Raw genomic sequence first — 12151 nt, 5'->3', positions numbered from 1 at the left:
CGCGCCATGGTGCGTATCGGAACCGTGGTGATGGGCGCGTCGGACGTACGGCGTGCGGCGGCGTTCTGGAAGGCGGCGCTCGGCTACGTGGAGCGCAACCCGGCGACGGACGACGACTGGGTGGTCCTGGTCCCGGCCGAGGGGCCCGGCGCCGGTCTGGCTCTGGACCGCAGCGGTACGCCCGTGCAGGAGGTCCCCCGGGTCCACCTCGATCTGTACACCGAGGAGCAGGACGCCGAGGTGGACCGGCTGATCGGGCTCGGCGCGGTGCGGGTGGAGTGGGATCTTTACCCCGACGACCCGGACTTCGTCGTGCTGGCGGACCCCGAGGGCAACCGGTTCTGCGTCATCGACACCACGCACGGCTGACCGGGGCTCATCCGGCGGGCGGGACGCGCTCCAGGAAGGGTTCCAGCAGACCGGGCACGGCCTCGGCGGCGAAGGCGAGGCCCTCGCTCGCGTCCGTGTCGTACGCCGTGTACGCGCCCGCTCCGGCGGCCGTCGTCGCGGTGACGCTCAGCACCCCGGCCCGTCGCTGGAAGTAGGTCTGGCCGACCGTCCAGCCGATGACTCCGGCCCGCTCCAGCGCGGCGGTCGAGCGCCGGACCGTGCCCGACCGCACCACCAGGTAGTCGCCGCTGACGGTGTGCCCCAGGCCGCGGTACGCGTCCCTGGCCAGGAACACCCCGGCCGGCAGCCCCACCACGGCGCAGCCGAGCGCGATCCAGAGCAGTACGGGGGTCAGCAGCGCGCCCAGGACGGTCAGCACGGCCACCGGGACCAGGACGGCCCAGAACGCCCGGCGCAGCCTGCGGCCCAGGGCGGCGCGGGGGTGTCCGGTCAGCGGGGCACCGGTCGGGGACACCGTCTCGCGCAGCACGTCGGCGGCCACCGCGTCGGCCACCGGCCGGGGCGCGGCGGGCAGCAGGGTGTTGTGGTCGCCGTGCTGTTCCTCGTCGTCCTTGGCGAGTCCGGTGGTGATCGCGTCGACCCGGGCGGCGCCGAAGGTCCGGATGCCGAGCGGTTCGACGAGGTCGACCCCGCGCAGTCTCCGTTCCTCGATGGAGACGGACCGGGAGGTCAGCAGTCCGCGCCGGATGCGCAGGGTGCCGCCCGGTTCGCGCTCCAGCCGGTAGTTCCACCACATCTCGACCCACAGGCCGAGTGCGCCGACGACACCGGCGGCCACCGCGGCGGCGGCGAGGATCACGATCATGGCGGTCAGCGAGGTGTCCCGGAAGCGCTCGCCGACCCACTCGATGACCCGCCCCTGTGCCCCGAACCAGTCGCTGACCTGCATCACCGCGCCGGCCGCCGCACCGCCGAGCGCGGGGGCGACGAAGGAGACCGGCGCGTAGCGGATCCAGCGCGGGTCGAGGGCTGTGAGCTCGCCCTCGCGGTGGGTGCCCGGGGTTTTGGTGGCCGTGCGCTCCAGCAGTTCGCGGCGGAGCCGTTCGCCCTCGGCCCGGGGGACCGGGTCGAGTTCCAGGGTGGAGTCGTTGCCGGAGTGCTCGCCGGTGCCGATGCGGACGGTGACCAGGCCGAGTGCCCGTTGCAGCAGATGGGCGGTGAGGTCGACGCTGCGGATGCGTTCCCGGGCCAGTGAGCGCTTCTTGACCAGGAGCAGCCCGGTGTGGAGCTCGACGCGTTCGGTACCTATGCGGTAGCGGGTGCGGCGCCACCGTACGTGGTCGCCGGCGGCCGCGGAACCGATCAGCAGGGCCGCGCCGGCCAGGACCCAGGCGACGGCGGCCCCGAAGCCGAGGCGTCCGGAGAGGCCGAGCGTGGTGGGGACGGCGGCGCCGGCCGCCACCCCGGCCGTGACGAGCGCGCTGACCAGGACCGTGCGCCGGTCCAGCCGCCGCCAGTCGACGGCGGTGGCCGTGGCGGGGCCGTGGCCGCCCCCGGTGTCCGGGGAGGGGGACACGGCCGCCTCCGGGCTCATGTGGCGTCCCCGGGGGTGGCCCGGGTGATCCGGGTCAGCCGTTCGGCGAGCCCGGCCGCCGTTTCGTGGTCGAGGCCCTCGATCCGTACCGCGCCCTTGGCCGACGCGGTGGTCACGGTGACCGTGGCGAGCCGGTAGAGCTGTTCGAGCGGTCCGCGCACGGTGTCCACGGTCTGGATCCGGGACATCGGGGCGATCCGCCACTCCTGCCGGAAGACCCCGGTCCTGACGTACACCGCTTCGTCGGTGACCTCCCAGCGGTGGGTGCGGAACCACCACGCGGGGAGCAGGACGGCGCAGCCGGTGCCCAGGACCGCGATGATCGCGGCGGGCAGCAGCAGCCAGAACCGGGCGGGCTCGATGAGCACGCCCAGCACGGCCAGGACGACCACGGGGGCGGCGGTCAGCAGCAGCCACTGGGCCCGCCACCACCCCACGGCCCTCGGATCCAGCGTGTTGTTCGGCGGCCGCAGCCGCACCGTCTCCTCCCCCGCGGTCATCGGCTCAACGCCCCCGGCGGGAGCGGTAGGCCCGCACCAGCGCGGCGGTCGAGCTGTCCAGCTGCTCGGCCCCCTCGCCTCCGGTGAGCACCGGCTCGATCTTCTTGGCGAGGACCTTGCCCAGCTCGACGCCCCACTGGTCGAAGGAGTCGATGTTCCAGACGGCTCCCTGGACGAAGACCTTGTGCTCGTACAGCGCGATCAGCTGGCCGAGGACGGAGGGGGTCAGCCGGTCGGCGAGGATCGTCGTCGTCGGGTGGTTGCCCCGGAAGGTCTTGTGCGGCACCAGCTCCTCGGCGACGCCCTCGGCCCGGACCTCGTCCGGCGTCTTGCCGAAGGCCAGCGCCTGGGTCTGGGCGAAGAAGTTGGCCATCAGCAGATCGTGCTGGGCGACCAGGCCGGGCAGCAGGTCGGCGACCGGCTCGGCGAAGCCGATGAAGTCGGCCGGGATGATCTTGGTGCCCTGATGGATCAGCTGGTAGTAGGCGTGCTGTCCGTTGGTGCCGGGAGTGCCCCAGACGACCGGCCCGGTCTGCCAGTCGACCGGATTGCCGTCCCGGTCCACGGACTTGCCGTTGGACTCCATGTCCAGCTGCTGCAAGTACGCGGTGAACTTGGACAGATAGTGGCTGTACGGGAGCACCGCGTGCGACTGGGCGTCGAAGAACGCGCCGTACCAGACGCCGAGGAGCCCCATCAGCATCGGGACGTTCTCCTCGGCGGGCGCGGTGCGGAAGTGCTCGTCGACGAGGTGGAAGCCGTCGAGCATCTCGCGGAACCGGTCCGGGCCGATGGCGATCATCAGCGAGAGGCCGATGGCCGAGTCGTAGGAGTAGCGGCCGCCGACCCAGTCCCAGAACTCGAACATGTTGTCGGTGTCGATGCCGAAGTCCGCGACCTTCCCGGCATTCGTGGACAGCGCCACGAAGTGCTTGGCGACCGCGTCCTGACCGGCCTTCAGACCGGTCAGCAGCCAGTTGCGCGCGGAGGTGGCGTTGGTGATCGTCTCGATCGTGGTGAAGGTCTTCGACGCGACGATGAAGAGCGTCTCGGCCGGGTCGAGATCGCGCACCGCCTCGTGGAGATCGGCGCCGTCGACGTTCGACACGAAGCGGACGGTGAGGTCGCGGTCCGTGAAGGAGCGCAGCACCTCGTACGCCATGGCGGGGCCCAGGTCGGAGCCACCGATGCCGATGTTGACGACGTTCTTGATGCGCCTGCCGGTGTGGCCGGTCCACTCCCCCGACCTGATCCGGTCGGAGAACGCCGCCATCCGGTCGAGCACGGCGTGCACGCCCGGCACCACGTTCTCGCCGTCGACCTCGATCACCGCGTCGCGCGGGGCACGCAGCGCCGTGTGCAGAACGGCGCGGTCCTCGGTGGTGTTGATCTTCTCGCCGCGGAACATCGCGTCCCGCAGCCCGGCCACCCCGGTGGCCGCGGCGAGCTCACGCAGCAGCCGCAGCGTCTCGTCGGTGACCAGGTGCTTGGAGTAGTCGACGTACAGATCGCCGACCCGGAGGGTGCAGCCGGTGCCGCGCTCCGGGTCGTCCGCGAAGAGCTGCCGCAGATGGGTCGTCCCGAACTGCTCGCGGTGCTTGCCCAGAGCGGTCCACTCGGGCGTCTGGTTGAGCCTGGTTCGGCTTCGTGTGTTCATCCCGGATATCAGCCCAATTCTTCTCGTGCCTGCAGATGCCCCGCTGCACCTCCAACCTAATTGATCAGAAGGGCCGGCGAGGCAATGGAGACCGGCGGCACGCAAAAGCAGTCCGGCCGGACACCCTGTGGGTGCCCGGCCGGTGAACTTCTAGATTTCGCCCCGGAGTTTCGCCAGCGCCTCGGCGAGAATGGCCTCGCCGTCCGCGTCGCTGCGCCGCTCGCGCACATACGCGAGGTGCGTCTTGTACGGCTCGGTGCGCGGCGGGTCCGGCGGACTGTCCCGGTCCTGGCCGGCCGGGAAGCCGCAGCGCGGGCAGTCCCAAGTCTCCGGTACCTGCGCGTCACTGGCGAAGCTCGGCTGCGTCTCGTGCCCGTTCGAGCACCAGAAGGAGATGCGGAGACGCGGCGCGGACTCGCCGCGCTCGGCCTCCCCCATCGGCCCCGCTCCGACCCGGCTTCCCCGGATCGCGTTGCCACTTGCCACGGTCGTAACTCCCTGCGTGATGGTGCTCGAAGATGCCCCAGTCTACGTAAGGCCCAACGCGCGTCCAGTGAAAGGAGTTACACCGTCACCGGGAATCGCGTACGACGGGTCAGCTGTCCAGCTTGATCAGCAGACCAAGCACAACAATGCACGCGAACCATGCCAGACCGACGACCACGGTGATCCGGTCGAGGTTGCGCTCGGCGACCGAGGAGCCGCCGACCGACGACTGCATGCCGCCACCGAACATGTCGGAGAGGCCGCCGCCCTTTCCCTTGTGCATCAGCACCAGCAGCATCAGCAGCAGGCTGAAGACGATCAGGGCGATCTCGAACGCCAAAATCACGGCTGGTCCCTACTTTCCGGAATTCCTCTGGACTGCATGTGCTGAAAACGGGGGCCGGGAGGCTACACCCTCCGCGGCCCCCGCAAGGGTACGACGGATCCGCGCTACCGCATACTCACTGGTCGCGGAAGCGGACGATCTTGACGAACTCGTCGGCGTCCAGCGCGGCACCGCCGACCAGTGCGCCGTCGACGTCGGGCTGCGCCATGATCGCGGCGACATTGCCGGACTTCACCGAGCCGCCGTACTGGATGCGGACGCCGTCGGCCAGCTCCTGCGAGTACAGCTCGGCCAGCCGGCCGCGGATCGCGCCGCAGACCTCCTGGGCGTCCTCGGGGGTGGCGACCTCGCCGGTGCCGATGGCCCAGACCGGCTCGTACGCGATCACGATGGACTCGGCCTGCTCGGCCGGGACGTCCTTCAGACCGCCGTCGAGCTGCGCGAGGGTGTAGGAGACCTGGTCACCGGCCTTGCGGACGTCCAGGCCCTCGCCGATGCAGAGGATCGGGGTCAGGCCGTGCTTGTACGCGGCCTTCACCTTGGCGTTGCAGATCTCGTCGGTCTCACCGTGGTACTGACGGCGCTCGCTGTGCCCGACGGCGACGTAGGTGCAGCGCAGCTTGGTCAGCATCGGGCCGGAGATCTCACCGGTGTACGCGCCGGAGTCGTGCGCCGAGATGTCCTGGGCGCCGTACTTGATCTTCAGCTTGTCGCCCTCGACCAGGGTCTGCACGGAGCGCAGGTCGGTGAAGGGCGGCAGGACGGCGACCTCGACGGCCTCGTAGTCCTTGTCGCTCAGTGCGAAGCCGAGCTTCTGGGTGTGTGCGATGGCCTCAAGGTGGTTGAGGTTCATCTTCCAGTTGCCCGCCATCAGCGGGGTGCGAGTGGTCATGAAAGGTCAGTCCTCCAGTGCGGCGAGGCCGGGAAGCGTCTTGCCCTCAAGGTATTCGAGGCTGGCACCGCCACCGGTCGAGATGTGTCCGAATGCGTTTTCGTCGAAGCCCAGGGTGCGGACGGCCGCGGCGGAGTCGCCACCGCCGACGACACTGAAGCCCGAGGAGTCGACGAGGGCCTGGGCGACGGCCCGGGTGCCCTCGGCGTAGTCGGGGTGCTCGAAGACGCCCATCGGGCCGTTCCAGAAGACGGTGGCCGCGTCGGCGAGCTTCGATGCGTACAGCTTGTTGGTCTCGGGGCCGTTGTCCAGGCCGATGAAACCGGCCGGCATGGCGTCCGCGGGCACGGTGCGGTGCTCGGTCGGGGCCTTGGCCTTGAGGTCCGGGAACTGCTCGGAGACCACGACGTCGACGGGGAGCACGAACTCCACGCCCTTGTCCTCGGCTCGCTTGAGGTACTCCAGCACCGCCGGGATCTGGTCCTCCTGCAGCAGCGAGCTGCCGACCTCGTGGCCCTGGGCCTTGAGGAAGGTGTACGCCATGCCGCCGCCGATCAGGATGCGGTCGGCGCGCTCCAGGAGGTGGTCGATGACGCCGAGCTTGTCGGAGACCTTGGAGCCGCCGAGCACCACGGCGTAGGGGCGCTCGACGTTCTCGGTGAGCTTCTTCAGTACGCCGACCTCGGTGGCGATCAGGTCACCGGCGGCGTGCGGCAGCCGGGCCGGGAGGTCGAAGACCGAGGCGTGCTTGCGGTGCACGGCGCCGAAGCCGTCGCCCACGTACAGGTCGGCGAGCTCGGCGAGCCGGTCGGCGAACGCGCCGCGCTCGGCGTCGTCCTTGGACGTCTCGCCGGGGTTGAAGCGGAGGTTCTCCAGGACGGCGACCCGGCCGTCACCGAGCCCGGCGACCGTGGCGCGGGCGGACTCGCCGACCGTGTCGGTCGCGAACGCCACGTCGGCGCCGATGAGTTCACCGAGGCGGGCGGCGGCGGGCGCCAGGGAGAAGGCGGGGTCCGGAGCGCCCTTGGGGCGGCCCAGGTGCGAGGCGACGACGACCCGCGCGCCGGCCGCGACGAGCTTCTCCACGGTCGGCTGGACGGCGCGGATCCGGCCGTCGTCGGTGATGGTGGTGCCGCTGAGCGGCACGTTGAGGTCGGCGCGGACGAATACGCGCTTGCCGGTGACCCCTTCGGCGATCAGTTCGTCGATCGTCTTCATCTTGCTGGACTCCTTGGAGGGCGGGAGAGCATGCGACGGGGCCCGAACGGCGCGGCGTTGCGCTGTTCGAGCCCCGTGCTCACATCTTGGGTCTTCCGTTCGGGTCAGGCCGGACCGGGCCGGACACCGCGGCCCCGGCACGATCCGAACGAGAGGCCCCGGGTGCCTGCCGGTTCGACGGTCAGAGCTGGTTGCCGACGAAGACGGTCAGGTCGACGAGGCGGTTGGAGTAACCCCACTCGTTGTCGTACCAGCCGAGGATCTTCACCGACTTGCCCTCCTGAACCATGGTCAGCGAGGAGTCGAAGGTGCAGGACGCCGGGTCTCCGACGATGTCCGACGACACGATCGGGTCCTCGGTGTAGTACAGGATGCCCTTGAGGTCGCCGTCGTCGGCGGCCTTCTTGAACGCGGCGTTGACCTCGTCCTTGGTGACCTCGCGCTGGAGCTCGACGACCAGGTCGGTGGCCGAGCCGGTCGGGACCGGGACGCGCATGGCGATGCCGTCCAGCTTGCCCTTCAGCTGCGGGAGCACCAGGGCGGTGGCCTTGGCGGCACCGGTGGTGGTCGGGATGATGTTCTCGGCGGCGGCGCGGGCGCGGCGCAGGTCCGAGTGCGGGAAGTCCAGGATGCGCTGGTCGTTCGTGTACGCGTGGACCGTCGTCATCAGGCCCTTGACGATGCCGAAGTTCTCGTCCAGGACCTTCGCCATCGGCGCGACGCAGTTGGTCGTGCAGGACGCGTTGGAGATGACGTGGTGGTTGGCCGCGTCGTACTTGTCCTGGTTGACGCCCATCACGATGGTGATGTCCTCGCCCTTGGCCGGAGCCGAGATGAGGACCTTCTTGGCGCCGCCGGCGATGTGCTTCTCGGCGTCGGCCTTCTTCGTGAAGATGCCGGTCGACTCGATGACGATGTCGACACCCAGCTCACCCCAGGGGATGTCGGCCGGGTTGCGCTCGGAGAGCACCTTGATCGTGTGACCATCGACGGTGATGGTGTCGGCGGTGTGGCTGACCTCTGCCTTGAGACGACCCAGAATGGTGTCGTACTTCAGCAGGTGGGCCGTGGTCGCGGTGTCACCCAGGTCGTTGACAGCCACGATCTCGATGTCCGCACCCTGCTCCAGCAGCGCGCGGAAGTAGTTACGACCGATGCGGCCAAAGCCGTTGATGCCTACGCGGATCGTCACGAACCGATCTCCTCGTTAGGTACGCGGGGTTCTCACCCCGGCGAGTTGTATGAGATGTCCCCGACCGCCTCCGACCCTACCTCTCCGAGGGCCCCGGGGTGACATCGAGCAGGGCCGCGGGAAGCACCGGGGCCCGTACTCCTCGGTAGGAGTACGGGCCTCCGGACAACTGTCCGTATACGCAGTGGCGATTACGGAGCGTCAACACCCGGAAGGGGTCGGCGAGTCCGGAATCCGGCCGGAAACGACCGTCGTCGGGGGTCAGCCCACCAGGCCGTCGGCGAGCTCCTCGCCGAGGGTGGCTTCGGTGCCGGGGATGCCCAGATCCTGGGCCCGCTTGTCGGCCATCGCCAGCAGCCGGCGGATCCGGCCGGCGACCGCGTCCTTGGTCAGCGGCGGGTCGGCGAGCGCGCCCAGCTCCTCCAGGGACGCCTGCTTGTGCTCCATGCGCAGCCGTCCGGCGGCCGCGAGATGCTCGGGCACCTCCTCGCCCAGGATCTCCAGCGCACGGCCGACCCGGGCGCCCGCGGCGACCGCGGCCCGGGCCGAGCGGCGCAGGTTGGCGTCGTCGAAGTTGGCGAGCCGGTTGGCCGTGGCGCGGACCTCGCGGCGCATCCGCCGTTCCTCCCAGGCCAGCACCGACTCATGGGCGCCCAGCCGGGTGAGCAGGGCGCCGATCGCGTCGCCGTCGCGGACGACGACCCGGTCCACGCCGCGCACCTCGCGGGCCTTGGCCGCGATGGAGAGCCTGCGGGCCGCGCCGACCAGCGCGAGCGCCGCCTCCGGGCCCGGGCAGGTCACCTCCAGCGAGGAGGAACGGCCGGGCTCGGTGAGCGATCCGTGCGCGAGGAACGCCCCGCGCCAGGCCGCCTCGGCGTCGCAGGTGGCCCCCGAGACCACCTGCGGGGGCAGCCCGCGGATCGGACGGCCACGGCCGTCCACCAGGCCGGTCTGGCGGGCCAGCTGGTCGCCGCCCGCCACCACCCGTACGACGTAACGGGAGCTGCGCCGGAGACCGCCGGGCGCCATCACGATCAGCTCCGAGCTGTGCCCGAAGATTTCGAGAATGTCCCGCTTCAGCCGGCGCGCCGCCATCGCGGTGTCCAGCTCCGCCTCGATCACAATCCGGCCGCTCACCAGGTGCAGCCCACCCGCGAACCGAAGAATCGCCGAGACTTCTGCCTTCCTGCAGCAGGTCCGGGTCACGGGAAGCCGAGAGATTTCGTCCTTCACCGCGGGCGTCATCGCCATGGGCCGATCCTTCCATGCATCCGAAAAATACGGTCGTACGCGGCGGCCAACAGCTCCGGATCATGGATCGGAACGCCGTCGGGTGAAGCCACCGGCGCCAGCTCGACCGCGGCGCCGAGCCGCTTGGCGGCGTCGGCGAGGGACTCACGATCGGGCACAGCGGCTTCGTCGGCCAGCACCACGTCCAGGGCGAGTTTAGGGGCGTGTCGTCCCAAAACCTCCAAATGACGCTGCGGGGAGAAGCCATCAGTTTCACCGGGTTGCGGGGCGAGGTTGAGCGAGAGGACCTTGCGGGCCTTGGTCTCGACGAGTGCGTCGAGCAGTTCGGGGACGAGCAGGTGCGGGATCACGGAGGAGAACCAGGACCCCGGACCGAGCACCACCCAGTCGGCGTCGAGGACCGCGGCGACGGCCTCGGGAACGGCGGGCGGGTCGTGCGGGACGAGGTGCACGGACTGCACCTCGCCGGGGGTGAGCGCCACGGTGGCCTGTCCGCGCACGGTGTCCACGTCGTCCGGGCGGTCCGGGTCGTGGCCCCGCACGAGCGCCTGGAGCTCCAGCGGCACGGCGGACATGGGGAGCACCCGGCCGTGCGCCCCGAGGAGCCTGCCGACCAGGTCGAGCGCCTGGACGTGGTCGCCGAGCTGCTCCCACAGGGCGACGATCAGCAGATTGCCGACCGCGTGCTCGTGCAGATCGCCCTTGGACTGGAAGCGGTGCTGGATCACCCGGGCCCAGGTCTGGCCCCAGTCGTCGTCACCGCACAGGGCGGCGAGCGCCTTGCGCAGGTCGCCGGGCGGCAGCACGCCGAGCTCCTCGCGGAGCCGGCCGCTGGAGCCGCCGTCGTCGGCGACGGTGACCACGGCGGTGAGATCGCCGGTGATCCGGCGGAGCGACGCGAGCGACGCGGAGAGCCCCATGCCGCCGCCGAGGGCGACGACCTTGGGCTGCGCGCCGCGCTTGCGGCCGGACAGCCCGGAGCCGGACAGCGCGGAGGTGGCTCTGCGCAGCCGCCGCAGGCGCAGGTTGCGGCTGGTCACTCGCGCCCCATGTCCCGGTGGACGAGGACGGTCTCGATGCCTTCGGTCGCGAGCCGGGCGGCCAGCTTCTCGGACATGGCGACCGAGCGGTGCTTGCCGCCGGTGCAGCCCACGGCGATGGTCACGTAGCGCTTGCCCTCGCGGCGGTATCCGGCGGCGATGAGCTGGAGCAGCTCGGTGTACTGGTTGAGGAATTCCTTGGCGCCGGGCTGGTCGAAGACGTACGCGGACACCTCCTCGTTGAGGCCGGTGAACGGGCGCAGCTCGGGAACCCAGTGCGGGTTGGGCAGGAAGCGGCAGTCGACGACCAGGTCGGCGTCGACCGGCAGCCCGTACTTGAAGCCGAACGACATCACCGTGGCGCGCAGCTCCGGCTCCTCGTCGCCGGCGAACTGGGCGTCCATCTTGGCGCGCAGTTCGTGCACGTTGAGGCTGGAGGTGTCGATCACCAGGTCGGCGTCGCCGCGCAGCTCGCGCAGCAGGTCGCGCTCGGCGGCGATGCCGTCGACGATCCGGCCGTCGCCCTGGAGCGGGTGCGGGCGGCGGACCGATTCGAAGCGGCGGACCAGGGCGTCGTCGGAGGACTCCAGGAAGACGATCCGCCGGGTGACGTGCTTGGCCTCCAGGTCGGCGAGGGACTCGCGGAGGTTGTCGAAGAAGCGGCGCCCCCGGACGTCGACGACGACGGCGATCCGTGCCACGTTGCCCTGCGAGCGGGCGCCGAGCTCCACCATGGTGGGGATCAGCGCGGGCGGCAGGTTGTCGACGACGAACCAGCCGAGGTCCTCCAGACACTTGGCCGCCGTGCTGCGCCCGGCGCCCGACATCCCCGAGATGATGACCAGCTCGGGGATGGTCGCGGGCCCGTCGCCCGTCTCGTTCGTGGTGGCCGTACTCACTTGTGCTGCTCCGTCTGCTCGGTCGGTGCCGTCGTGCCCGGCTTCTTGCCCGCGCCCGACTTCTTGCTCGTTCTCACGCTCGGTCATGTCGTGCTGCCCCCGTCGTCCTCTTCAATGATCTCTCCTGTCGCCGTGTTCACGGCGGGCGTGGCCGGGGCGGCCGACGCGAGGGCGACAGCCACCGATTCCGCCGTTCTGCGGCCTATCCCCGGAACCTCGCAGATTTCGTCGATTGTCGCCTGCTTCAGCTTCTTCACGGAGCCGAAATGCTTGATCAACGCCTGTTTCCGGGTTTCGCCGAGACCGGCGACGGCGTCCAGGGGGCTGGAACGGATCCGTTTGGCCCGCTTGGCGCGCTGGTAGGTGATCGCGAAGCGGTGGGCCTCGTCACGGACGCGCTGCAGGAGGTAGAGGCCCTCGCTGGAGCGGGGCAGGACGACGGGGTCGTCGTCATCGGGCAGCCAGACCTCTTCGAGGCGCTTGGCGAGGCCGCAGACGGCGATGTCGTCGATCCCCAGCTCGTCGAGGGCGCGCTTGGCGGCGGCGACCTGCGGCTGGCCGCCGTCGACCACGACGAGCTGCGGCGGATAGGCGAACCGCTTGGGGCGCCCGTCGTCCTCACGGGGCTCGGCGTCCGGGTCGGGGACGGTGGTGTCCGTGCCGGGTGCGGTGGCGGCGTCCTGCGGTGCCGGGACCGGCCCGGTCGGGGCGGGTCCGGTCGGGGC

13 protein-coding genes are annotated in these 12151 nt (G+C 70.6%); 1 reads left to right on the top strand and 12 read right to left on the bottom strand.

Translation table 11 applies throughout. The annotated features are described in order from the left end of the window. Positions 1 to 6 precede the first annotated feature (6 nt). Complete coding sequence (locus AADR41_RS19800; protein WP_342282751.1) at positions 7 to 369, top strand: VOC family protein; 363 nt, start codon at positions 7 to 9, stop codon at positions 367 to 369. A 7-nt stretch (positions 370 to 376) separates the two neighbouring features. On the opposite strand, the gene AADR41_RS19795 is transcribed toward AADR41_RS19800, so the two are convergent. The 12 genes from AADR41_RS19795 to AADR41_RS19740 all read right to left on the bottom strand — a co-directional run. Further along, positions 377 to 1945 (bottom strand): PH domain-containing protein, encoded by a 1569-nt coding sequence (locus tag AADR41_RS19795; protein WP_342282750.1) that lies wholly within the window; start codon positions 1943 to 1945, stop codon positions 377 to 379. Next, positions 1942 to 2445, bottom strand: a complete 504-nt coding sequence (locus tag AADR41_RS19790) for a PH domain-containing protein (RefSeq protein WP_342282748.1) — start codon at positions 2443 to 2445, stop codon at positions 1942 to 1944. Before AADR41_RS19790 ends, AADR41_RS19795 begins: the two co-directional genes overlap by 4 nt. Positions 2446 to 2449: 4 nt before the next feature. Further along, on the bottom strand, positions 2450 to 4102 hold the full coding sequence (gene pgi / locus AADR41_RS19785) for a glucose-6-phosphate isomerase (protein WP_342282747.1): 1653 nt from the start codon (positions 4100 to 4102) through the stop codon (positions 2450 to 2452). 150 nt (positions 4103 to 4252) lie between these two features. Further along, positions 4253 to 4588: an RNA polymerase-binding protein RbpA gene (locus AADR41_RS19780; protein ID WP_072483070.1), complete on the bottom strand. Its 336-nt coding sequence runs from the start codon at positions 4586 to 4588 to the stop codon at positions 4253 to 4255. A 109-nt stretch (positions 4589 to 4697) separates the two neighbouring features. After that, on the bottom strand, positions 4698 to 4934 hold the full coding sequence (gene secG, locus AADR41_RS19775; RefSeq protein WP_069172160.1) for a preprotein translocase subunit SecG: 237 nt from the start codon (positions 4932 to 4934) through the stop codon (positions 4698 to 4700). 115 nt (positions 4935 to 5049) lie between these two features. Beyond that, positions 5050 to 5826 (bottom strand): triose-phosphate isomerase, encoded by a 777-nt coding sequence (tpiA, locus tag AADR41_RS19770; protein ID WP_342282746.1) that lies wholly within the window; start codon positions 5824 to 5826, stop codon positions 5050 to 5052. Between the two features lie 6 nt (positions 5827 to 5832). Continuing rightward, positions 5833 to 7044: a phosphoglycerate kinase gene (locus AADR41_RS19765; protein WP_342282745.1), complete on the bottom strand. Its 1212-nt coding sequence runs from the start codon at positions 7042 to 7044 to the stop codon at positions 5833 to 5835. A gap of 181 nt (positions 7045 to 7225) precedes the next feature. Continuing rightward, positions 7226 to 8236, bottom strand: coding sequence for a type I glyceraldehyde-3-phosphate dehydrogenase (gene gap, locus AADR41_RS19760; protein ID WP_124718312.1), 1011 nt, complete (start codon positions 8234 to 8236; stop codon positions 7226 to 7228). A 261-nt stretch (positions 8237 to 8497) separates the two neighbouring features. Beyond that, positions 8498 to 9487 carry a DNA-binding protein WhiA gene (gene whiA / locus AADR41_RS19755; RefSeq protein ID WP_342282744.1) on the bottom strand — a complete coding sequence of 330 codons (990 nt, stop codon included), beginning with the start codon at positions 9485 to 9487 and terminating at the stop codon, positions 8498 to 8500. Then, positions 9478 to 10527: a gluconeogenesis factor YvcK family protein gene (locus AADR41_RS19750; RefSeq protein WP_342282743.1), complete on the bottom strand. Its 1050-nt coding sequence runs from the start codon at positions 10525 to 10527 to the stop codon at positions 9478 to 9480. The genes whiA and AADR41_RS19750 overlap by 10 nt, the downstream gene beginning before the upstream one ends. Then, positions 10524 to 11513, bottom strand: a complete 990-nt coding sequence (rapZ, locus tag AADR41_RS19745; RefSeq protein ID WP_124718309.1) for an RNase adapter RapZ — start codon at positions 11511 to 11513, stop codon at positions 10524 to 10526. Before rapZ ends, AADR41_RS19750 begins: the two co-directional genes overlap by 4 nt. After that, positions 11510 to 12151, bottom strand: a 642-nt coding sequence (locus tag AADR41_RS19740) for a helix-hairpin-helix domain-containing protein (protein WP_342282742.1), incomplete at its 5' end; no start/stop codon positions are given. The genes AADR41_RS19740 and rapZ, both read right to left, overlap by 4 nt.

Source organism: Streptomyces sp. CLV115 (genome assembly GCF_038448545.1).
Classification (GTDB): Bacteria; Actinomycetota; Actinomycetes; order Streptomycetales; family Streptomycetaceae; genus Streptomyces; species Streptomyces sanglieri.
Note: the sequence above shows the minus strand (reverse complement) of the source record. Positions and strands in the feature narration are given on the sequence as shown.